Source organism: Ensifer sp. Root31, from assembly GCF_001424825.1.
In the GTDB taxonomy this organism is placed as follows: Bacteria; Pseudomonadota; Alphaproteobacteria; order Rhizobiales; family Rhizobiaceae; genus Ensifer; species Ensifer canadensis.
In genome coordinates, this window is record NZ_LMCO01000065.1 from 179,964 (window position 1) to 201,535 (window position 21,572).

The following is a 21,572-nucleotide window of genomic DNA, read 5'->3' on the forward strand; positions in this document are numbered from 1 at the left end:
GGGGTCCGGAATCATGTCTACTCGCTCCATCCTGCCAACCGCCGCCGCACTCGTTTTGCTGGCGGCCTCGGTCACTGCGGCTCAAGCCGCGGACCTTACCGCGCCGAGCGAGGCCGCCGCTCAGCTACCGGCTGCAAGCGAGCAGAGCCCATGGATGATCCGCGCCCGCGCGCTTGCCGTTTTACCCGAAGACAAGGCATCGCTGCAGTTGAATGGCACGTCACTTGACGGCGAAAAAGTCGGCGTCAGCAACTCGGTCGTGCCCGAACTCGATATCACCTACTTCTTCACCGACAATCTTGCGGCGGAACTGGTCCTGGGCACGACCCCGCACAGCGCAAGGGGCAGCGGTTCGATCGCCGGTCTCGGCGAGATCGGCAAGGCCTGGTTGCTGCCGCCGACACTGACGCTGCAGTACCACGTCAATCTCACCGACACGATCAAGCCCTATGTCGGCGCCGGCGTGAACTACACCATCTTCTACAATGAAAAAGCCCAGGGCGACTTCTCCAGCTTCAACCTCAAGAACACCTTCGGCGTGGCCCTGCAGGCCGGTGTCGACATCAAGCTCGACGATCACTGGGGTATCAACTTCGACGTGAAGAAACTGTTCCTCGAGCCAGAGGTCAACGCGACCCTGCCGGGCGCCGGCACGGTGACGGGCAAGGTCAAACTCGATCCCTGGCTGATCGGCACAGGCATCACCTACCGCTTCTGACGTTTTTCGCCAGCGGATGACACCGCTTCAGGTCTACAGCGCCGCGCGCCATATTAGACGCGCAAAGGTCGCTGTAGCGCTTTGAATGGCTGCATGTTTTTATCCTTGAATCGAATAGGATTTAAGGAAACATGCAGTGGAAAATCTCCGCCCTCGCCGTTACACGGCGAGGGCAGCAACCAAACGGACAGTCGTACGTCATGCGTGATGGGCGGTGACGGCCTTGACCAATCCGGTCGTCAATTCACGGCTGCTCGCATGCGAAATATCGCCGAGCGACAACATGCCGACCATTCGCTTTTCGTCATCGATCACCGGCAGGCGCCGTATCTTCTTGCTCTCCATCAGGCGAACAGCCTCCTCGATCGTTTCGCTGGTGCGGCAGTAGACGATATCCCTTGTCATGACATCGCGCGCAGTCAGCAACGCAGCGTCGTCGTGCCCGTTTGCCCATGCCCGCAACGCAATGTCCCTGTCCGTCACCATGCCGATGAGGCGATCGTTTTCGCCGACCGGCAGAGCGCCGATGTCTTCGTCACGCATAATCCTTGCCACGGTGCGCAAGTCCGTTTCAGGCGCTATCCAGCGCGCGCCGGGGTGCATCGCTTCCCACGTTCTCATTGCATCCTCCTACGGTTTGGAGGAATGACGATAGCCGAAGATCGTGGCCAATCATTGATCCTGACGGCCGACTTGTTCGCCGAACGTCGCTTATCGCAACTCCAGCAGGAAGTAGGTCGTCGGGCCGGACGGGCCGTCGTTGCTCAGGCGAAATTTAACCGCACCGGCGCCATCGACGACCGGTGGGTGAACTGTTCCGTCAAGACCCACCGGTGAAATGCGCCACTTGGCCGCCGTCTTCGACAGGGAGAGATCGACAGTTCCCTGCCGGATCAACACCGGCAACCGGCCAAAACTCTCGATGACCTTCTCTTCACTGTCACGGAACGTCATGTCCGTGTTCTGGGCGTCGGTTGCAAAGATCAACAGGAAACGCCGGCTGTCGGACAGGGTTGCCGGAGGATCGAGCGCCGAGAGAGCGACAAGACCGTTGCCGTCGGCGCGCTCCACCCGCAGCACACCGAGGTCGACCGGTTCGCGCAGGGACGCAAACGCCATCGCTTCCGTCGCCGGCGTCGCTACGCGCAGCTGCCTGGCGAAACGATCGAGAACGATTTCACCGGTGCTGCTTTGATAGATGCCGGCATCGACGGTCGTTGCGTTGTCCGGCTTCAACCTACTGCTCGCACGCAGCAGCGCCAGCACATTGTCGCTGCTTTCCCGCCGCGGCTGGGTAACCGCGATCGCATCACCCAATCGCTCGGCGCGTTCCAGACCGATACGACCGACCAGGGCAAGATCGGTCAGAGACTCCGGCTCGCGCGCCTGCATGTCGTCCGTCAGATCCTCCTCGCCGCGCACGGAAAATGGGATCGTCACATCCGAGGTCGCGACATCGCCGCGCCGATAGAGCAAGGCGGCCAGGGTTTCGCCCGCGCGCGCAACCGGATCGAGGGCGATCGCGTAGGGCAGCATCGCTTGCTTATGCGGAAACGGCTCACCATAGGCGAGCGCGATCGGTCCATGGCCGTGGCGGCAAAGGGCGTCCCAGCCCTGAAGGGCGGCATAGGCCGGCATGGCAAGACCACCCTCGTAGCGGTAGCGGTTCCAGAACAGGTGGTCGTATTCGCTGACGACAAACGGTTTTCCGAGCCAGCGCGATGCAGCGATCATCCTGATGTAGTTGACGCTATCGGCAATTGAGCTGGTTTGAAGGAGTTCGCTGCCCGGCGTGTAGCCGCCGACCCAATCGTGGTAGGTGTTTGCCGTGATGACTTGGAGGTCGCGCCTGCTGAGGGCCATCTGGCTCGACGGCCAGTTGTTGTAGTTGGTGATCAGGCCCGTGTAGCCAAGGTCGCGCAGAACCTTGCTCATGCGTGCGGTGGAGGCACGCTCGGTTTCGACAAAGAATGCCTGAAGATCGCGCAGACGCGGGCTGTCGTTATAGCGGTCCCGAGGCAACCTGATCCCGCCGGTTTCAAGCACTTCCCCGGAATCAAGCACGCCCCAGACCTTCGCCAGGCTCGCCGTCGTGCCGTAACGCTTCTTCAGCCAGAGATTGAACGGCTGAGCCAACCGGTCGTCATAGGGAGCCCGGCCGGGCCGATCATGAACCACCGCCTCAAACTCCAGGCCATTCTCATTGGCCAGAATGACCAGGGCCAGGGCCTCGTCGCGGATCGGAGCTTCGCCTGTGTAAGGGTTCACGCGCCCGAGGACCGCCTGCTGCAACCGCCTCCAATGCTCAAAGGTCCGATCGTCCAGATGTAGCATGAGTTTTACATCGCCGCCCGTGTCCCAGCGGTCATCGAAACCGCCATAGGCGCCACGCGGCGACGACAGGCCGTCGATAATCCAGTGGATGCCGTTGCGCTTCAGGGCCGCAAGCAGATACTGGATCCGATCGAGCGTTTCCGGGTCGAAATCGAGATCCCGATCACGCCCGAACATCAGACTTGCGTCGACGAAATGCAGGCGCGCGATGTTGTAGCCATGCATCGCCAGCTGGCGCGCATAACGGTCCGCGCCTTCATGATCGGGGAAGCCGCCGGACGCAGGGCTCCAGGCAAGCGAGGCGCACAACATCCTGACCGGCGTATCCGGCGCTTTCGCATAGGCGAGACGTCCCTCCTTGCCGACAACCAGTCTATGACCGCCATCGATCCGGCCGTTGGGCAGGATGGACGAGAAGTCGAGCGGGCTGCCTGGTCGCAATTCGAGGGAGATCTCCTTCACCGGAACCCATTGATCCGCGGCGCGCGCAGGCACGCACATCACCGCAAGCGCCAGCACCGTAGCCAGACATCTCTGGCGCATCAAGCTACCGCTCCAAGCAACTTGCTCTCGATCGGAACCTCCGGTCTTCGCCGCCGCCCGAAAAAACCGACAGGCAGTGCAGCGGCGTGGAAGAACCAGGCGACGACCGTGTACAGCCCCATGTTCAAGCTGCCTTTGCGAATGCTCATCAACACGATGACTGCGGCGAGGACAGCGAAGACGATGCCCAGGCCGACAGCCAGGCTCGGCGAGAACAAAAGCACACAGAGCGAGAGCGCCCACCACAGATAGACGAGACACCAGAGCTTCAGCTCGGGCAGCTCACGCAGCAGCTGGAAGAAATACGGCCGACCGAGCGACGCGCGCAGAAGTTCGCCGATACCGAAGAGATATTTGCTTTTCCAGCGTCGAACCAGCAGGCGATAGGAATTGACAGTATGTCCGAAGTGCTGGACGAAACGCCGGTCAAGGCGATGCAACCCCCATCCAGCGCTTCGCAGCCGGATGCCGAGATCGAATTCTTCGTATCCATGCAGGTTGCGATCGGAGAGGTAACCGACCGCTTCGATCGCATCGCGCCGGTAGAGCCCACCGCCGTTCATCCGGTCGATCGATCCGATCCGGTTTTCCGGCGAGTTGCGATTGACGCGACGCGAGAACTCGAGATTGGACGTCAGCATCTCCTGGACATGGCCGGTAACGCCGGCAACCTCAGGATTGTCGGCGAGAAACGCCACGGCGACGGCGAGAAAATCACGGTCGAGCAACATGTCTCCGTCAAGCAGACAGAGATGGTCGCCTTTGGAGTATTGAAAGCCAAGCTGCGGGCCAATGCCGCAGCTTGGCCGCGCCGGCGGGCTGATCTGGGCGATGACGACGGGATATTGCGCGGCAATCTCGACCGTTCGGTCGGATGAGCCGCTGTCGGCGACGATGACTTCGCCACCTGTCGCTCCGAGGGCAGCAAGCGCACTTTCAATCGTGGCCGCTATTCGCTTCTCTTCGTTCAGCGTCTTGATGATGACGGATACTGACAAGCGCGCCTCCAAAATCACCGGGGCGTCTACAGCGCCGCGCGTCAAATATGACGCGCGAAGGACGCTGTAACGCTTGAATCCTGCTGCATAATTTTCTCCTTAAATCGATTCCGATTTAAGGAATTATGCAGTAGCCAAGCGTCCCGGCGCAGCCAGTTCTACCCGCGATACTTTGAGTTTTGGTTTATTTGCACCAGCAATTGCAGCAGACGCGACCGATTGCGGATAAGGACCCAACCCGAAGCCACGCCGCATGCACCGCCAAGCAATTTGATGGCGAGGTCCCCGATCCGGGCGTGACGGTCTGCCGACACCACCTGCAGCAATTCGAACCCGATGGCGGTGGCCAAAACGAGCCCGAGGACAAGCAGGAGCCGCCGGGGATAGGCAATTGCAAAGAGCAGCCCCATCAGCCCGAACGCGCCGAACCGCTCGACATGCACGAACGTGCCCATACGCGGGCGCAGATCGAGTGGTGATAGGGTCGAATAGGCGATCACGGCGAATATGAGCCAGCCAAATAGGCCAGCGGCGCGTTTGATATTCATACTGTTCTTGTCTCTCCGCACCGCACACAACACGGCAAAAATCAGCCCGTGCGATTGCGCGCGATCTACTTTGCCACCAACGCGCTATACACCGCGACGGTCTTTTCCGCCACGCTTGTCCAGCTATAGGCGGCTTCGGCGTGCGCCGCACGGGCGCGCATCTCGCTTTCACTGGGCGGATTGGCAAGCTTCGCCGTCATGGCCGATGCCAGCGCCTCGACATCGCCGAGCGGGAAATATTCGTCGCGTGCAAGGCCAAGCTCGACATTGGCAACGATATCGCTCGCAAGAACCGGCAAGCCGTAGGCCATGGCCTCCAACAGCGCGATCGGCATGCCCTCGTGGCTGGAAGGCAGAACGAACAGGGCCGCATTGCCGAAAAGCTCCGCAAGCCGGTCACCGGACTGAAAGCCCGTTAGAACGACACCTGCGATATCACCTGCCAGCCTTCTCACCTCCTCGGTGTAGGACGTCTCGAATTCCGCACCGCCGGCCAGAACCAACCGGAACTCCGGACTGGAACATTTGGCATAGGCGCGGATCAGATCGAGCTGGCGCTTCTCAGGCACGATCCGTGCGGCAAGCAGAATGTACCGCCGTGGCGCAAGGCCGAACTCGGCAAGAATGCCGGTCTCACCCCTGGACGGCGTGACCGACACCCCGTTGGGCACAAGGGCCATGGACACATTGTGCCGCGCGCCCATGGTCTCAGCGATATCCTTCGAAATGGCGATCCGCCCGCTTGCAAAGCGCATGCCCAGGCGTTCACCGAGCTTCAGCGTACCCTTGGCAAGAGCACCCCATTTTTGCCGGTCGTAGTCATAGCCATGATGGGTCACGACCACCTTCAGGCCGAGCATTCTCGCAAGCGGGACGAACAGTGCTGGCCCGATCGCATGGATATGCAGCACGTCGGGACGCTGCCAGCCCGCGTAGCAAACACCCATGAAAGTGTGAACGATGGCTTCCAGCGCCATCCGGCGCGGCGCCCAGAAAGGAACGACACGAATGCCATTCCAGCTGAAGGGGACAGATGCCGGAAGATATCGGCGCCGCCCGATCACGTCGACGTCCCAGCCGTGCTTCGTGAGCTTGCCGGCAAGGATCTCGACATGCTTTTCGATGCCGCCCTGCACATCCGGAATTCCGCGCAGGCCCAGCATCATCACGCGCCGCCGTCCGGTTCGCGCGCTCAGCCGACGATCTTTGCCTGTCAGCTCGCGATGATTGTGCACGAGGTGGACTCCACGCTGGGCAGTACCGCCCTTCCCGTCGACGCCTTCCAATATTCCAGATTGTACAATCTCAGTGGAAACCGACGGCTGTTGCCGACGATCAACTTGCGAGACTCGTAACTTCCTGCCCATGGCGTGGCCTCAAAGATTGCGCACCCAAGGCCATTTACGTTAACAATACTTAATAAGATCGTAATTAAATCGTTAAATATCTAATTGTTCGATCAATAAACGAACATATTTAATGCCGCGGTAAGTATATTCGCAAGCCTTGGTTAATGACGCAAGGATAAATCTGCCAACTAGGTCGCCCCGAGCGCAGCGTAGAGATCAAGCGTTCTGTCGCGATAAGCATTGGCGGAGAAATCTCTGGATATCCACGCCCTGCCGGCAGCGCCCATGCGGGCGCGCGCTGTCGGCCCAAGAGCCGTCATGTCGGCCAGCGCCCTTGCCAGATCATCAGCGTCTCCCGACGTTGCCGTCATGCCCGTTTCCCCGACCTGGATCATTTCCGGAATGCCTCCGACGGCTGAACCGACCACCGGCCGTCCCAGAGCATAGGCTTCCAGCAAGCTGATGGGCGCATTTTCGTACCATTCCGACGGCAGTACGAGTGCCCTGGATGATCCGATCAATTTGTGCAGGCTCTCGCCTGAGAGATATCCGGTGAACGTCGCGTCTGCATTAAGCTCGCTCGCGAGCCGACGAAGCGATGCCTCTTCGGGGCCTGTACCGGCGACGACCAACCGCTGTTTCGAAAGTGCCGCCGCCTTGATCAGCGTGGCGATGCCCTTTTCGGGTGCAAGCCGGCCTGCGAAAACGAAATAGTCGCCCTCGTCCCAGGCGCTGCTGTAATCGTCCACATCCACGAAGTTCGGAATGTGCACCATCTGCTCACGCGGCCAGCCCCATTCGACAAGCTTCTCCACGTAGAACCGGCTCGGAACGACGATCCGGTCGACCTTGTTGCGATAGAGGCCCAGCGTACGATGCAGCACCGTTTCTGCCAGCACGACACCGCTCAAGATCGCCGAGCCCTTGACGCAGCGGTGACGCAGGACGTTGTAGACCCGTCCGCCGCGACAGTCCTCGCAGATCTTGCCGTCGCGCAGCATCTTGTAGGAAGGACAGGCAAGTTTGAGGTCGTGAGCCGTCATGACAACCGGCACGCCCGCTGCCTTCAACGTCGAAAAGATCGCCGGCGACAGGTGGTGATAGACGTTGTGTGCATGGGCAACCGACGGACGCGCGCGGTCAATCAGCCTGGCGATGTTGCGCTGGCCTTCGCGCGAATAGATCACGCTTGCCGCCTGCTCTATTTTCCGCAGAAAGCTCGTTTGCCGACCAAATTCGATTTCGGAGACGAAATACTTGGACCATTCAGAGCGCTCGTTGTCCTCGTGCTCCATGGCAAAGGGCACGACATCCCAGCCAATATCGGCGAACATCTTCATATGGTCGAAGAACACCGCTTCGGCGCCGCCGCGTCGATAGAAGTAGTTGTTGATGGCGAGAAGTCGCTTGCCGGCGGCTATCGTGTTGAGCACATCGTTCTCCTCATCCGCCAAGCCGATCGAGTGCCTTGTCGACCGGCAGGACGGTGCATCCCTTCTCGACCGCATAGCGGACCAGATGCTCGAACGTCTCCGGCGTGCAGCCATAAGGCGTCGGTCGTGGCGCGATGTCGTGCGTGAAAAAGACCAGCCATCCCAGCTGCGCGACGAGGTCATCGATCCAGCGGGTCAGCGCAAGAGCGTGCGCCTCGGGCTGGCGGATCTCGACCGCCTTCAACATCATTGGATCGACTGCACCGCGGTTGATCGCCTCCCCTGCGGCCCGGCACGTTCGGTAGCGCCGCCCCAATTCCCTGCGTGCCATCGGCCAGGCGGCGTTGTAGGGAAACGCAAAGTTCCTTGCCGGCTCAGCGACGCCACTGGCTGCCAGATAGTCCGCATTTCGGTCGAGGTCGCGCGCAAGCGCCCCCCCGGTGAGACGTCTTATCTTGCTGTGGCTGAAGGTGTGGCAGCCGACTTCGTGTTCGCGCTTGGAGAGAGCCTCACAACCCGCAGCGGTGATCAAGGTTCGATCCGGCTCAACCCGCCCTTCGAGCCCCCCGGCAATGTAGAATGTGCCGCGGACGCCGTGCCGTTCAAGAATTTCGGCACCCTGGTGCAAGGCGCTGTCAGGCACATCGTCGAAGGTGAACGAGACGAGCGGAACGTCGGTCGCAACGGCGAGCTTCTTCTGAGCAAGGCGCCAGATCAGACGATTTGCCAGCCGGTCGACAAGGCCGTCAACCTTTTGCAAAAACTCAGGCATAGGCCACGCCCCTTTTTTCGGCAGATTGAGACGGCAAGGCAAGGACCGCGCGGGCCTGCAAATGCAGACCGTAGACCGAAAACAGGAAGGTGAACCACAGCAGGTTGCCGCCCTCGTAGAACAAGCTCTCAAGGCCGGCGTTGAAGATCGTATAGAGCCAGACGCGCGTAAAGAGCCGCGTGAGATGTGAATGCTGCTCGGCGGACGCCATGCGGGCAATATTGCGCAGCGGCAGGATGAGGATCCACAACACCGTGAGCAGCAGCCCGGGAAAGCCCGTCATCAAGGCGATGTCGAGATAGGAATTGTGGCCGTTGGCAGCCGCCACCGCCCAGGTCTCGATCGCTCCGCCGCTGTGGACCAGCTCTTCCGTTTGCCAGAATGCCTTGAAACCGTAGCCGGTGATAGGCTGCTCGGCGAGCGCGGTGAACGCGAAGCGCCAGATATCCGCCCGGTTGGTGAACGTCGCGTCGATGCCAAGTTCGGTGATGAACTCGCTGAGCGGCATGAATACGGCTGATCCGACGGCAAACAGATTGAACAGCCCGACGCCACCGATGACGATCGGGATGCGCAGGAGACGGATCTTCTCGAATATCCAGGCAAGCAACAGGATCGCCGGCAGCATCGCGGTCGAGGTCTTGCCGCCGGTATGGATGAGGAAGTTGAACGACAGCAGCACGATGGCGATCCCGGCCAATCGCGACCAGCTATTCATGACGAAAAGCCCGAAGAAGGCCGCGATCACCATCGCGGCGGCCGCACTGTTCTTGTGCGGGAAATGGCCGCGCCATAGACCCGCATTCATGGGCTCGCGCAGTTCTGACGCCTGATGAATAGAGAGCATCGGCTTAAAGGCGATGCCGTAATAGGCAACGCCGAGCATGATGAGCGTACCGATGCCCAGCATTTTGGCAAAATGCCGTTCGCTGGCGGGCAACAGCAGGTAGATGCTGGCATTGACCGTGACCATGATGGCAAGAACGGTGCCCTTGATCCCAAGCATTGGGTGGGCTGAGATCACCGATACGAAAAGGAACCAGGTAAACAGCACTGCAAGCAGCGGCCGCGGCTGCAGGATGATATTTCGCATCGGATGGCATAGGCCGTAACCGAGCATGCCCGTAAACAACAAAAGAGAAACGATCTGGTTCAATCGGTTCGAATTACCGGCCGACGGATCAAGCACTGCTGCTCCCGTCAGGTCGACGAACGGGGTGATCGATATCCAGAAGAACAGAAACGTCGTCATGAACAGGACGGTGCCGACACGCAGCCGCAGCGTTTCGGCGGCATTGGTTTCGGCGTAGGCGGCGCTCGTCATTGGCGCGCTCCCGTCAGGCAGTCGCCGGCTGCGGGCGGCGAATATATCTCCACAGGCCGAGGGCGATCGCTGCCGACACACCAAGGAAAAGGCCGAGCATAGCGCCGGCGACCAGCAGGGTCACCGTACGTGGCGGCCACGTGCGTGCGTTGGGCGGCAACGCCCGCGAGATCACCCGCACATTGGTCGTATCGATCTGCTGCTGTTCGGTAATTTGCTGGGCGCGCGCAAGGTGCGTCTCGTAAATCGCCGCTTTGGCACGGGCATCGCGCTCCAGATCGCGCAGTTGCACCTGAGACTCATTGTCGGTGAAGACATTCGACTTCTCGACGTTTGCCTTACCGCGCAAGGCTTCAAGCGCCTGCTGCTCGCGATCCATGTCCGCCTTGGCCCGCTCCAGAATGCGCCGGGCCTCGTCGGCAAGCGCACCCTCGATCGTCGCGCGCTCGGATCGAGCCGACACCAGACGGGGATGCCGTTCGCCGAACGTGCGCTGCATCGAGGCAATCTGCTGCTGGAGCAAGTTGTACTGCTCGCGCAGGTTCGTCATGTTTTCGGACTCGAACTCCGACGCGCTGGCGGTTCTCCCTTGAGCGATTGCCGCACTCATCTGGTTGTAGCGTGTCTCCGCCTGGATGAAGCGCTGCTGTGCGTCCAGGACCTGGGTGTTGAGTTCACCGGAAAGCTGGTTGCTGACCAATTGACCATTGGTCGACTGCAGGCCGTTGACCCTGCGGAAATCTTCCACCGCCCGCTCGGCATCGGTCACGTTGCGGCGCAATTCGTCCAGCCGGGCGTTGAGGTTCTTGGCGACACGCCCTGCACTTTCGGCCGCCGACTGAAACAGCTCCTGCTCGAAGGCATCGACGATCGCGTTCGAGAGGGTCACGGCCTTTGCCGGCTCCTCGCTCCAAACCTTCATGACGACGACGAAAGAACGCTCCTCGCGCCGCGCCTCCACGCGCTCCGAAAGCCCGCGCATGGCTGCAAGCTCGTTGTTGACCTCTTGTTCCTGCTTCGATGAAAACAGGTTGCGCAGCGATGCAAAGGATGCCGGCTTGACGAACTCGGGATCGCGCGTGAGCTGCAATTCGTCGATCACCCGCGCCAGCACATTGCGTGACGTCAGGATCCGGAGTTTGCTCTCCACCTCCAACAGCTGCGCGTCACGCTGCGGATTGCTTGTAAAAACATCGTCGCTGACAACGTTGAGATTGGACGGGTCGACGACGATATCCGTGTAGACGGTGTATCGAGGCGACGCAGTCATTGCATAGACAAGGGCCGCAAATGTGCAAATCGTCACTGCGGCGATGATCCAGAGCATACCGTCGCGCAGCCAGCGAATACCGTCGTCTACCCCGATCTGGCTGACGAGGTGAAGCCGCGGGAAGAACAGGCCACCGACATGCGGCGTCGGCTGCGTCTCGGTCTGTGCCCGCGCAACCACCTGGGAACGCCGGACTTCCGGCTCTCTTCGCGGCGCTTGCTTTTCTTCAAAAGGAGGGAGCGCGTCCTCGTCGTCTGTCGGCAGAAGGTTGAGCAACGAACCGCCGCCGACCATCGCACGTTGACCGTGCGCTGGCTGAGGCGACCTTTGTTGTCGGGGCTCGTTCGGCCTATACATCCGCATCCCTCACGCCCGCTTCAAGACGCAAAAATCGCCGGCTTGCGCGTCTCGTATCTCCAATGAAGGATTAGAGTTGTACGGTGAAAATTCCGTTAATCGGCCCGGCAGCCGTTTACCTTGACGCTTAGAAGTCCGTCAGCAACCGGCTCCAGCTTTCGGATGCCAGACCGCCGATATAGAGGTCGTTGCGCAATGCCGCGTCCTTGAGATCTCCATGGCGCGTTACCATGCAGAAATAGCCACGGTGGCGGAACGTCAGCCAGCGTTGGCGCGAGATCGCGTTCATCAGAAATGGTTGTGCGGCGCCTGTGGCCTGGGCGTAACCTTCGCGGTCGAGGCAGGCAAACATCTCGGCCGTCACCTCAAACTCCCGACCCGGTTGGCAAAGCACATTCAGAACCGTCGCAGTCCTGTTCGCCCTGCCAAGAAAGAGGAAAACGCCAATCGCTCTTCCATCCGCCGTTACTTGTCGGAAATGCACTTCACCGAGGCCTTGGTTCTTACCGGCGATCGCGACGAGCCAATCGAACTCCTCGGTTGACCAAACGGGCCTGACCGAAAACCGTTCCATCATCGGTCGGGCGCAACCGAGAAACTCGCCGGCCCCGATCACCTTCGTCATACATCCTGAAGCCGGGGTGGGTTTGACGGATGGTCTTCGCCAGCGCAACACCCTGTCGAATGCACCAAGGACACCGAGCACCAATTTCGAACCCAATGCCGGAAATTGACGGCTGGCACGAATGGCGCTGCTGGTAGCCGGTCGAAACGATCGCTGCCACTCCAGGCTTTGTATCGGAAGCACGACCCCGCCCCCGGCAACCCAATGGTCCGCACTCACCGGCGACGAATTATCCGAGAAGCACATGTCCTGGCGCGCGGAGCGCATCGTACGAGCGAGACATGCCGCACCAACGGCACCCGCCTTGCCGTCTGACATGAACGCGCAAAGAAGCTTGCCGACGGTATGGCGACCGTGGATCGAGAATTCCATCGGCAATGCCAGGATTGCGCTGGCGATGGTGCCGTCATCGTAGACGATACTGCCATGCTCGGGAGAGTAAAGCGGACTGCCGAAGAAGACCGCTTCAAGATACTGCCGGAGGTCACCACTTGGCTCAATGTCGCGCTTGCGGAAAATCTTGCTGAAGAGCGAGCTAACTGCAGGGATATCGCCCAGCTCCATCGGTCTCACGCGGCCCGGGTGCTGCATGCGATGCCCGATGGCTGTGGCAGTTTCCAGTTCCCTCAGCTCAGCCTTCATGCGCCATCCTCGCCGGGACGACGTGCTCAACCGCTCCCTCCCTGTCGCGCCGGACGAAGCGCAGGAAGACACTCCAGGAAACGATGACCATCGCGATCTCGATCACATAGAAGGAGATGAACGTGCCCGCAGGTGGCGCATACCAAGTCGCCCACGCTGTCAACGCAGCGCCAAGGACGCTGCCGAGACCCATAACAGAGGCACGCGCAGGGTGATGCCCGGATGCTCCGAGCGCTTCCATTGCGACCGACCACATGGCAATCGGCACGACGACCCAGCAGAGAATTCGAACGAAGGACACCAACGAGACATAGTCCTTGCCGAAGAGGTAAGGCAGGACCGGCGCAAGCACGAAGACCGCGATCGCCGCCGCAATACTGATCGAAGTGGCAGCAACGAGCACCTTGCGTACCCGCTCGAAGGCATGGTGCAGGCCGGAGGCCGTTGCCTTGGCCGAACCGGGATAAATCAACCGGTTCAGCGCCTCGACCGAGAGATAGCTGCTCTCCAGCATGCGCCGCGCGACGCTATAGCTCGACATCACTTCTGCGGAGGCAACGAGGCTCAGGACGAGCAGGTCGGCATTCTGGCGCACCGCGCGCAGAATGAAGGGGATGCTGAAGTAGAGCCCCTGCGGCAGCTCTTCGCGCACGATCCCATAGACGGGCCGGCCAAGGCCCTTTACGGCATACCAGCAACCGATGGCGACAAGCACATGGCATACGAACTGCCAGACCGCCCAGGAGGCAACGGTCGCCACGCCAAAGACGATACAGGCGAGCGCCGCGGCGATGGTGCGGGCGATGGCGAAGCCGACGACAACCTTGTTGGCAGATGCGAAATTCGAGTGAGCGAGAAAGATCTGCTCCGTCAGCACGATGACGCGAACGAAGATGATGTTGGTGATCAGCATCAGCGCAATCACGGCAATGTTGGTAGCCGGGTCAGCTGACAGCGTGAAGAAGAACGGCAGCGCAATCGCGCCAAGCAAAACCAGAACGATGCCGCTGATGGCGGTCAAGATGACGTTGTGACCGAGCATGCGAGAGTACATGCTCCGATCGCGTGCGACGCGGCGCACGAGGCACTCCATCGCCCCCAGCCCGCAGAGATGCACGGCAATATTGGCAACCGCCGTGATCGCCACGAAGACACTGAACTCATGAACGCCGAGCCAACGTGCGAGGATCGCGAACGTCAGAAGCTGGGCAGCGGATCCAATGATGAGGCTGCCGCCCGAGGCGGCATAGGACATGATCATCGACAGGAACGGTCTGTGCGCGCCCGGTTCTCTGAGACCTTCCGATGCCATCCCGATCTGCCTTTGACAACAATCCGACGAAATGTGCGTCCGATGCCGGATGGGCGTTGCCGCAACAGCCGAGCACACGCTTCCGATCATCGCAAAGAATAGCACTTAGAAATGATTGCGCGGTTAACACTCCCGCATCAATTGCATTTTAGCTTCCGTTTACCTGATTGCAGTAGTGTGGATCGTGCAGCCATCGATCGACGCATGAAGGAGAGGCCGTGCCGCAAAACAACAATCCCCTTCAGGATGATCAGGCAAGCGGCGAGGCGCCGCGTCTGCACCGTTTCATGGACGTCGAACTCGAACTGGCACCCGATGTCTTGGTGCCACGAGAAGAAACGGAGCTGCTCGGACGCACGGCTTCAAGGATCCTGCATGACCGGCCATCCGGCGCAACCGTCATCGACATGTGCTGCGGCTCCGGAAACCTGGCGCTCGGGCTTGCGGCCGATGTCGTTTCCGCCCGCGTCTGGGGTGCGGACTTGACCGATAGCACCGTTGCGCTGGCCCGCAGAAACGTCACTCGCCTGAACGTCGCCGATCGCGTCACCATACGACAGGGCGATCTGTTTGGTGCGCTGGCCGACGACAATCTCGAGGGCTCGGTCGACATGATCGTCTGCAACCCGCCCTATATTTCGACATCTCGGCTCGAAGGTGACAGCGCCCACCTGCTTGAAGCCGAACCGCGGGAAGCTTTCGATGGCGGCCCATACGGCATCTCGATCCATCAGCGCCTCATCCGCGATGCTGTGGCTTTCCTGAAACCGGGCGGCTGGCTGCTCTTCGAGTTCGGCGCTGGCCAGGATCGACAGGCATCCGCCCTTCTCGCCCGCACCAAGGCCTATGAGGCCGTCACCTTCGCCACCGATGTGGAAGGCCGGCCACGCGTCGCCATCGTCAGGAAACTTGTTGCTCAAGCATCCGTTGCGGCGGGTGCCGGGGACGAGGAACGATGAGTAACATCCGGCCGCTTGAACCCGCAGACATTCCTGCGATCGCTGGAATGTTCCAGAGGGTTTTCTGCAAGGATCAGACGGAGCCGCCAGCTGCGCTCGTCGACTATATGCGGCAGCTCTACCTGGACGCACCTGGCTGCGATCGCGAGATTCGGCCCCTCGTTCACGTCAACGGCGACGGCCGCATCTCCGGTTTCGTTGGCGTTAACGCGCTGCCGATGACGTTTAACGGTCGGCCGTTGCGAGCCGCCATATGCGGCTCCCTTATGGCCGAGGATCGTGAAAGCGATCCGATGGCGGGTGCACGGTTGCTGAAGGCCTTCCTCGCGGGTCCACAGGATCTGTCGTTCAGCGAGACCGCAAGCGAAGTATCGACTCAGATGTGGACGAAACTGCGCGGTATCGTACTGCCGCAATACAGTCTTGATTGGGTGCGTGTCATCCGGCCATCGGCATTCACGCTCAGCGTCGCCGAGCACCGGATCAAGCTCGCTCGGCTGGTCAATCCGCTCGCGCATGCGTTTGATCGTTTCTATCGCAACAGGATGGGTCGCGGGGAGCGGCGCTGGTCGGCCGTCCCCGAAAGCGGAACGGGACAGGCAAATTTTCGCGTTGGTGAAATCGACAGAAGCGGTTTCGCCGATCTCGTCGGTCCGCTCACTGCCCAATTCCCTTTGCGCCCGGATTGGGCGGAAGGGCAGCTCAACAACATCCTCGCAGACGCGGTGCAAAAACCTGATCAGGGTAGCGCAATCTTCGCATCCGTCACCGCGCGCACCGGAACCGTCGTCGGCGCCTTTGCCTATCACGCTCGCTCCGGCGATATCGGCCGCGTGCTGCAGATCCTCGCCCTTCCCGGACAGGCCGGCCCCGTCATCGATTGTTTGATCGACCACGCAGCCGCGCGCGGTGTCGCGGGTCTGCGTGGTCGGACGCAGCCAGCTCTCCTTGAGGCCATGCTCGGTCGTCGCATCGCCTTTGTGCACATGGCGTCAACCGTGATCCACTCGCGCGACGACGAACTCGTTCAGGCGTTCCGCCATTCGCAAGGATTTATAAACGGGTTGGCCGGCGAACATTGGAGCCGACTTATGGGCGGCCGCTTCGACTGACCGATGCGGCCGGATTGGCCATCGCACCCTATGCCAATCAGTCAGCAATCTCCTCAACGGTCTGGACGAGTCGCGGCCCGAGATGAAGGTAGCGCGTCGCCTTGCGTTTGGCGGCAATATCCGCCCAGACGCGATCGACCTGCGTTGCCGTCAAGCCCGCAGCCTGCGCAACCGCCTCGATCGCCAGTCCGTTGTTGAGGCCATAAAGGCATAGATCCATGCGGTCGTAGGGCAGCGAGAAATAGAACTCTTCCTGCGTCTGCTCCAACGAATAGGTATCCGTCGTCGGCGGGCGGCGGCGGATTTCCTCGGGAATGCCGAGAGAGGCCGCCAACGCGTAGACCTGCGATTTGTAGAGATGCGCTATCGGCTTGACGTCGGCGGCGCCATCGCCGTTCTTCACGAAGAAGCCTTGGTCGTATTCCAGCCGGTTCGGCGTGCCGAGGACGGCGAAATTCAGCCGGTCGGCATGGTAATATTCGATCTGCTTGCGCGTGCGCTGCTTCATGTTGGTGGCGGCAACGATACCGAGATAGACAGGCGGCGGCATGCGCAGCTTGGTCTGTTTGCCCTGTGGATCCTGGACCACCAGCGACGAGATGTTGTAGCCCTCACCTTCGAGCGCGTTGGCGATCACGATCTTCGATGCCCAGCCTTCGCCGTAGGCAGGAACAAGTTGGCGGATGAAGGCGTCGCGACGCTCGTAGCAGCCCATTGCCTGCAAGATCGGCCCGATATCCTCAACCACGGCATCGACGCCAAAGGTTTCGGCGACCAGACGGCCGAGCCTCAGGCTTTCCGGGTCGCTGTCGTTCTCGGGCATGAACAGACAAAAGACGTTCTTCGCACCCACAGCTCGCACAGCCAGGGCGACAGACACGCTGGAATCGATGCCGCCGGAAAGACCTAGCACGAGGCCGCGCTTCTTCATTCCACGCAGCTGCTCACGCAGCCCTGCCACGATGCGGTCGGTTTCAGCCGCATGGTCGATATCAAGCGTTTCGGCCGAAAACGCAGCCGTGTCCTGGGTCGGGCGAATGTTCATTCTGCAGGCTCCATCGTCTCGGCCGCAAGTCGGCGGCTAACCTTACCCGTGTCCGTCTTCGGCAACTCGATGCGAAATTCGACAACCTTCGGGACCATGAAGTCCTCCAGATGGCGCGAGCAATGACGGATGATGTCCTTGTCGCTGAGCGTCTGGTCCGAGCGCACGACAAGTGCCGCGATCGCGTGGCCGAGAACCGGGTCGGGCACACCAAGCACGACGGCTTCCGCAATGCCTGGATGGGAATGCAGGACCGTCTCGACTTCCTTCGGCGCAACTTTCTCGCCGCGGGTCTTGATGATATCGTCCTTGCGCCCGACGAAATAGAGGAAGCCCTCCGCATCGGCCTGAAACAGATCGCCGGTGTAGAGCACCTTCTCCCAAGGGTGCGGTCCCGGCCGAAGCATGCGTTCGGTCGAGGCATCGTTGCGCCAATAGCCCTGCATGACGTGCGGGCCACGGATGACGAGTTCGCCGGGCACGCCCGGCGGAACGCGCTTACCCTCATCGTCGACCACAAAGGCCTCGGTGTTGGGGATGGCGATGCCGACGGAGCCCGGCCGACGATCAAGTTCTTCGGGCGGCAGATAAGTGCAGCGCTTGCATTCCGTCAGCCCGTACATCGAGTAGAGCCGCGCGCCGGGAAAGAGTTCTCTTAGCCGGGCAATATGTGCCGGCGGCAGCGCCGCGGCAGTGTTGGAAAGATAGCGAAGGCTGGGTAGAAAACCCGGCTCCAGATCGCGCATCTGCAAGATCATCGCCGCCATCGTCGGCACGAGCGGAAATCCGGTGACACCCTCCTCGCGAATGCGCTCGAAGATCGCATGCGGAAACGCGAAGGACTTTTCGAGAACCAGCGTCGCTCCGAGCCGGACCGCCATCAGCAGCTGATAGAGGCCGTAGTCGAAGGCGAGCGGCAGGACGTTGAGGATGATGTCGTCGTGCTGGTTGCGCAGATAGGTGGTGATCGATCCGGACGCCGCATCGATATTGCGATGTGTCATCATCACGCCCTTCGGGCGCCCAGTGGAGCCGGAGGTATAGATCAGCATCGCCAGGTCAACATCGATCCCGCCGTGGACAACCGGCTGCGGCTCGCCTTCCAGGCATGTGTCGAATGCGGTGGCACCCGCAGGCACCTGGCCGTTGGGCGCCGCCGTGGAAGCAACGAACAGCATCGCATCGCCGGCAAGCGCACGGGCATCGCCCACGACCGGCATCAGTTTTGCCTGTGTGAGGATGGCGGCTGCCTCGCAATCGCCGATGATGTAGGCCAGCTTGTCTGCCTTGGTCGACGAATTGATCGGACTGAAGGTCGCGCCTGCCTTCAGCACGGCAAAGATCGAAACAGCGGCTTCCCAGCAATTGTCCATGAACACCAGCACGCGGTCATTGCGCTTGACACCGTTCCTGGAAAGCGAGGCCGCCAGTTGGCTCGAAAGCCGATCGAACTCGTCATACCGCAGCCGCTTGCGGTCGGTGATCAATGCTGTTTTCGCCGCATGCGCCGCGGCGTTGTCGATAAGGAATTGCTCGAACCGCATCTGCGTGGACCTCACCCGTTGTCGCTTACGCCGCTACCGTCGCGCCAGATTTGGCTTCGATGAAAGCCGAGATGCGCGCGAGCGAATCCAGGTTCGCCGGTACGATATCGGCGTCCGCCATGGCGATGCCGTAGTGATCCTCGATGAATGCGACCAGCTCCAGCACGCCGGTGGAGTCAATGATATCGTTCTCGATCAGCGATGCCGTGTCGGCAAGGTCGTAGGACGTGTCGCCGAACAAGAAGTTCTCGATGACAAAGGCCCTGACCTTGTCCTTGATCGTCTCCGTCATGTCTTTTCCTTTCCTTTCCTCAGTCGTTCAGGCCGCCTGGGCGGCGTGGATGCTCGTGCCAGTGAATGTCTTCAGCCATAGCTGTGTCGACAGGATTCCGACGAACGCTGCATTGTCGCGGAAGCCGGATACCGGTTGGGATTGGCACTTTTCGTAGAGTTTCGTGACCGCCTTCGGGTTGAAGAGACCACCCGCGGCAATTCTGTCTTGGCTCATTGCCTCGCGGACGTAATCGAGTTCACCGACGCCGGTGAACGAAAGGCTATCGGGTGCTCGATAGGGTTGCTTGGTGCGCTTGCCGATCGCTTCCGGCATCAGGTCCTTGGTTGCCTCGCGCAGGATGTGCTTTTCCACCAGCCCCTTGAGCTTCATCTCCGGCGGCAGACCGGACGCAAACTCGACCAGCCGATGATCGAGGAACGGGAAACGCCCTTCGATGCCATGCGCCATCGCCATGCGGTCGCCCTGGCTCGAAAGGATATAGCCGGGCAAAAGGAACCGACCCTCGAGATACTGAGCCTGATGCAAGGGATGCCAGCGGCCGAAATCCTGAGGCAGACGGCTCGCCAGCTCCTCTGCCGCGTCGTAGCCGGCAAGGCTGGCGCGCAGATCGGGCGAGAAGAAGATCTTCGTCGCCGCCGTGCTCTTGAAGCGGGGGCGATGGGAAAAGAGCGGATCGTCTAGCGCAACGTCTCCCGCCCCGAAGAACGCGGCGAGATATTCAGCCGACTGCTGCTGTAGGCCAGGGAGATAGGGATAAAGCTTGCGGAACAGATGCGGGCGGATGTGCGAGCCAGGCTGACGCCCGCAGAACCGACGCACGCGCGCTTCCTTGAAGATATCATAGCCGGCAAAGACCTCGTCGGCCCCCTCGCCGGTCAGTACGACCTTGAGCCCCTGTTCGCGCACCAGGCCCGAAAGCTGATAGAGCGGCGCCGGCGCCGTCCTGATGATCGGCCTTTCAGCAAAACGTACCACATCCGGGAACACCCTGGCGATATCGCCGGCACGGCAGGCAACGGTGCTGTGCTGCGTGCCGAGGGCCGCGGCCATCTGCATCTGGTAGGCGCTTTCGTCGTGCTCGACGCTGTCGAACGTGACGGAGAACGTGCGCAATCCTTGCGGCGCCATACCCGCCGCCAGCGCCGCGACGATGGAGGAATCAAGACCGCCCGACAGATAGGAGCCGACCGGCACATCGGCCCGCATGCGGATCCGCGTCGCGTCGCTCAACAGCGCCCGCAATTCGTCGGCGGCTTCGTCTTCATTGACGAAGCGTGAAGTGGCCTCGCGATCCGGATAGTCGAGACGCCAATAGGGCCTGATCGTCTGACGCCCCCGCTCGGCGATCATGAAATTTGCGGGTTCCAGCTCGTGGATATCACGAAAGCCTGTCCGCGGCGCGATCGGCGCCCAAAGCGTGAAGATCTGGTCGAGCGCGATCGGGTCGATCTCGGCTACGATGCCGGGCACCTGAAGCAGCGCCTTGATCTCGGATGCGAAGTAGAGTGTGCCGCCTCTGGTCGTATAGAAAAGTGGACGCACGCCCATGCGATCGCGAGCGAGCATCATTCGGTGGCGGCGGGCGTCCCAGATTGCAAAGGCAAAGTCGCCATTGAGGACGGACAGGCAGTCCTCGCCCATCTCATCGTAGAGATGGAGGATAACTTCGGTGTCGCTCGAAGTCCGGAAATGCCGGCCCTTGGCGCGCAGTTCCTCGCGTAGTTCGACATAATTGAAGATCTCGCCGTTGAAGGCGATTGTTAGCTCGCCCGTCGCATCTGACATTGGCTGCTGGCCGTCACCAAGCCCGACGATCGAGAGCCTGACATGACCGAGGCCGGCTTCCGGCGCCACGAATGTGCCATGCTCGTCCGGTCCGCGATGCGCGATCGCGGTCACCATCCTCTTGAGAAGGGTTTCTGCTTCCCGGACCGAACCGAAATAGCCGCCAAAACCGCACATGTTCAGAACTTTCACACGGGTCAATCACAACCGAAACATAATCCGCATGAAGAGTTCATGGGTTAACCGCCGGCGTTTTCTGGTTGTATGGTAAATTCTCCAGGAAGACAAAAATACGTCATCAAAACATCACAGAAATACCTTTACCCCTGCGGAATTTTTCTTTTCGTTACAATTTTAAACATTAGATAGAAAATGAGCACCGGCCAGAAAATACAGATCACAATGCCGGCGACACGATAGACATTCCAGGGCGCGTGCGCCTGCAGACCTTCCAGATAGGTCATCGCCAACAGGAAAAGCGCAGCGATACAATAGGTTGCGCCAACAAAATACATCCAGGACATCTGACCGCTCTCATGGCACAGCAGAAAAACCGAGGAATGAAAATAGAAACTAGCCGCTTATACCAGCAGAAGTAACATTCTTA

At 60.6% G+C, this 21,572-nt stretch carries 19 protein-coding genes; 3 read left to right on the forward strand and 16 right to left on the reverse strand.

What is annotated here, in order from left to right:
* Nucleotides 1-13 precede the first annotated feature (13 nt).
* Nucleotides 14-718, forward strand: a complete 705-nt coding sequence (locus ASD00_RS33825; protein WP_025428558.1) for an OmpW family protein — start codon at nt 14-16, stop codon at nt 716-718.
* 198 nt (nt 719-916) lie between these two features.
* On the opposite strand, the gene ASD00_RS33830 is transcribed toward ASD00_RS33825, so the two are convergent.
* The 11 genes from ASD00_RS33830 to ASD00_RS33880 all read right to left on the reverse strand — a co-directional run bounded on the left by ASD00_RS33830 (nt 917) and on the right by ASD00_RS33880 (nt 14,225).
* A complete protein-coding gene (locus ASD00_RS33830) occupies nt 917-1,339 on the reverse strand; it encodes a CBS domain-containing protein (protein ID WP_025428557.1) in 423 nt (140 codons plus the stop codon).
* A gap of 90 nt (nt 1,340-1,429) precedes the next feature.
* Nucleotides 1,430-3,595 (reverse strand): hypothetical protein, encoded by a 2,166-nt coding sequence (locus tag ASD00_RS33835; RefSeq protein ID WP_057211293.1) that lies wholly within the window; start codon nt 3,593-3,595, stop codon nt 1,430-1,432.
* The gene (locus tag ASD00_RS33840; RefSeq protein ID WP_025428555.1) at nt 3,595-4,593 is read right to left on the reverse strand and encodes a glycosyltransferase; all 999 of its coding nucleotides are present in this window, start codon (nt 4,591-4,593) and stop codon (nt 3,595-3,597) included. Before ASD00_RS33840 ends, ASD00_RS33835 begins: the two co-directional genes overlap by 1 nt.
* Nucleotides 4,594-4,751: 158 nt before the next feature.
* Nucleotides 4,752-5,141: a VanZ family protein gene (locus tag ASD00_RS33845; RefSeq protein ID WP_025428554.1), complete on the reverse strand. Its 390-nt coding sequence runs from the start codon at nt 5,139-5,141 to the stop codon at nt 4,752-4,754.
* A gap of 65 nt (nt 5,142-5,206) precedes the next feature.
* On the reverse strand, nt 5,207-6,307 hold the full coding sequence (locus ASD00_RS33850) for a glycosyltransferase family 4 protein (RefSeq protein ID WP_225906306.1): 1,101 nt from the start codon (nt 6,305-6,307) through the stop codon (nt 5,207-5,209).
* A 371-nt stretch (nt 6,308-6,678) separates the two neighbouring features.
* A complete protein-coding gene (locus tag ASD00_RS33855) occupies nt 6,679-7,923 on the reverse strand; it encodes a glycosyltransferase family 4 protein (RefSeq protein WP_244496179.1) in 1,245 nt (414 codons plus the stop codon).
* A gap of 10 nt (nt 7,924-7,933) precedes the next feature.
* Nucleotides 7,934-8,695 carry a polysaccharide deacetylase family protein gene (locus tag ASD00_RS33860; protein ID WP_057211295.1) on the reverse strand — a complete coding sequence of 254 codons (762 nt, stop codon included), beginning with the start codon at nt 8,693-8,695 and terminating at the stop codon, nt 7,934-7,936.
* The gene (locus ASD00_RS33865; protein WP_057211297.1) at nt 8,688-10,019 is read right to left on the reverse strand and encodes an O-antigen ligase; all 1,332 of its coding nucleotides are present in this window, start codon (nt 10,017-10,019) and stop codon (nt 8,688-8,690) included. Before ASD00_RS33865 ends, ASD00_RS33860 begins: the two co-directional genes overlap by 8 nt.
* A gap of 13 nt (nt 10,020-10,032) precedes the next feature.
* Entirely contained in the window at nt 10,033-11,646 is a 1,614-nt protein-coding gene (locus tag ASD00_RS33870) for a GumC family protein (RefSeq protein WP_057211299.1), read from the reverse strand.
* Between the two features lie 127 nt (nt 11,647-11,773).
* Nucleotides 11,774-12,862 carry a GNAT family N-acetyltransferase gene (locus ASD00_RS33875; protein ID WP_225906307.1) on the reverse strand — a complete coding sequence of 363 codons (1,089 nt, stop codon included), beginning with the start codon at nt 12,860-12,862 and terminating at the stop codon, nt 11,774-11,776.
* A gap of 40 nt (nt 12,863-12,902) precedes the next feature.
* Entirely contained in the window at nt 12,903-14,225 is a 1,323-nt protein-coding gene (locus ASD00_RS33880; protein WP_057211303.1) for a lipopolysaccharide biosynthesis protein, read from the reverse strand.
* A 287-nt stretch (nt 14,226-14,512) separates the two neighbouring features.
* Here ASD00_RS33880 and ASD00_RS33885 point away from each other — a divergent pair, with 287 nt between their 5' ends.
* Together ASD00_RS33885 and ASD00_RS33890 are read left to right on the forward strand one after the other, a co-directional pair.
* Nucleotides 14,513-15,184: a HemK/PrmC family methyltransferase gene (locus tag ASD00_RS33885; RefSeq protein ID WP_081789000.1), complete on the forward strand. Its 672-nt coding sequence runs from the start codon at nt 14,513-14,515 to the stop codon at nt 15,182-15,184.
* Entirely contained in the window at nt 15,181-16,296 is a 1,116-nt protein-coding gene (locus ASD00_RS33890; protein ID WP_025428545.1) for a hypothetical protein, read from the forward strand. The genes ASD00_RS33885 and ASD00_RS33890 overlap by 4 nt, the downstream gene beginning before the upstream one ends.
* Before the next feature lie 37 nt (nt 16,297-16,333).
* On the opposite strand, the gene nadE is transcribed toward ASD00_RS33890, so the two are convergent.
* The 5 genes from nadE to ASD00_RS33915 form a co-directional block, all read right to left on the reverse strand.
* Nucleotides 16,334-17,341, reverse strand: coding sequence for an NAD(+) synthase (gene nadE / locus ASD00_RS33895; RefSeq protein ID WP_057211307.1), 1,008 nt, complete (start codon nt 17,339-17,341; stop codon nt 16,334-16,336).
* Nucleotides 17,338-18,885 (reverse strand): class I adenylate-forming enzyme family protein, encoded by a 1,548-nt coding sequence (locus ASD00_RS33900; RefSeq protein WP_025428543.1) that lies wholly within the window; start codon nt 18,883-18,885, stop codon nt 17,338-17,340. Before ASD00_RS33900 ends, nadE begins: the two co-directional genes overlap by 4 nt.
* A gap of 25 nt (nt 18,886-18,910) precedes the next feature.
* A complete protein-coding gene (locus ASD00_RS33905; protein ID WP_025428542.1) occupies nt 18,911-19,177 on the reverse strand; it encodes an acyl carrier protein in 267 nt (88 codons plus the stop codon).
* 27 nt (nt 19,178-19,204) lie between these two features.
* Nucleotides 19,205-21,142: an asparagine synthase (glutamine-hydrolyzing) gene (asnB, locus tag ASD00_RS33910; protein ID WP_025428541.1), complete on the reverse strand. Its 1,938-nt coding sequence runs from the start codon at nt 21,140-21,142 to the stop codon at nt 19,205-19,207.
* 143 nt (nt 21,143-21,285) lie between these two features.
* Entirely contained in the window at nt 21,286-21,489 is a 204-nt protein-coding gene (locus ASD00_RS33915; protein ID WP_025428540.1) for a hypothetical protein, read from the reverse strand.
* Between the last annotated feature and the right edge of the window lie 83 nt (nt 21,490-21,572).

What these genes read in the sequence shown, in the direction of transcription:
- asnB (WP_025428541.1), bottom strand. Translation starts at nt 21,142, where the DNA reads ATGTGCGGTTTTGGCGGCTATTTCGGTTCGGTCCGGGAAGCAGAAACC.
- ASD00_RS33845 (WP_025428554.1), bottom strand. Translation starts at nt 5,141, where the DNA reads ATGAATATCAAACGCGCCGCTGGCCTATTTGGCTGGCTCATATTCGCC.
- nadE (WP_057211307.1), bottom strand. Translation starts at nt 17,341, where the DNA reads ATGAACATTCGCCCGACCCAGGACACGGCTGCGTTTTCGGCCGAAACG.
- ASD00_RS33825 (WP_025428558.1), top strand. Translation starts at nt 14, where the DNA reads ATGTCTACTCGCTCCATCCTGCCAACCGCCGCCGCACTCGTTTTGCTG.
- ASD00_RS33900 (WP_025428543.1), bottom strand. Translation starts at nt 18,885, where the DNA reads ATGCGGTTCGAGCAATTCCTTATCGACAACGCCGCGGCGCATGCGGCG.
- ASD00_RS33860 (WP_057211295.1), bottom strand. Translation starts at nt 8,695, where the DNA reads ATGCCTGAGTTTTTGCAAAAGGTTGACGGCCTTGTCGACCGGCTGGCA.
- ASD00_RS33830 (WP_025428557.1), bottom strand. Translation starts at nt 1,339, where the DNA reads ATGAGAACGTGGGAAGCGATGCACCCCGGCGCGCGCTGGATAGCGCCT.
- ASD00_RS33905 (WP_025428542.1), bottom strand. Translation starts at nt 19,177, where the DNA reads ATGACGGAGACGATCAAGGACAAGGTCAGGGCCTTTGTCATCGAGAAC.
- ASD00_RS33880 (WP_057211303.1), bottom strand. Translation starts at nt 14,225, where the DNA reads ATGGCATCGGAAGGTCTCAGAGAACCGGGCGCGCACAGACCGTTCCTG.
- ASD00_RS33865 (WP_057211297.1), bottom strand. Translation starts at nt 10,019, where the DNA reads ATGACGAGCGCCGCCTACGCCGAAACCAATGCCGCCGAAACGCTGCGG.
- ASD00_RS33915 (WP_025428540.1), bottom strand. Translation starts at nt 21,489, where the DNA reads ATGTCCTGGATGTATTTTGTTGGCGCAACCTATTGTATCGCTGCGCTT.
- ASD00_RS33850 (WP_225906306.1), bottom strand. Translation starts at nt 6,307, where the DNA reads ATGATGCTGGGCCTGCGCGGAATTCCGGATGTGCAGGGCGGCATCGAA.
- ASD00_RS33870 (WP_057211299.1), bottom strand. Translation starts at nt 11,646, where the DNA reads ATGTATAGGCCGAACGAGCCCCGACAACAAAGGTCGCCTCAGCCAGCG.
- ASD00_RS33890 (WP_025428545.1), top strand. Translation starts at nt 15,181, where the DNA reads ATGAGTAACATCCGGCCGCTTGAACCCGCAGACATTCCTGCGATCGCT.
- ASD00_RS33875 (WP_225906307.1), bottom strand. Translation starts at nt 12,862, where the DNA reads ATGCAGCACCCGGGCCGCGTGAGACCGATGGAGCTGGGCGATATCCCT.
- ASD00_RS33835 (WP_057211293.1), bottom strand. Translation starts at nt 3,595, where the DNA reads ATGCGCCAGAGATGTCTGGCTACGGTGCTGGCGCTTGCGGTGATGTGC.
- ASD00_RS33885 (WP_081789000.1), top strand. Translation starts at nt 14,513, where the DNA reads ATGGACGTCGAACTCGAACTGGCACCCGATGTCTTGGTGCCACGAGAA.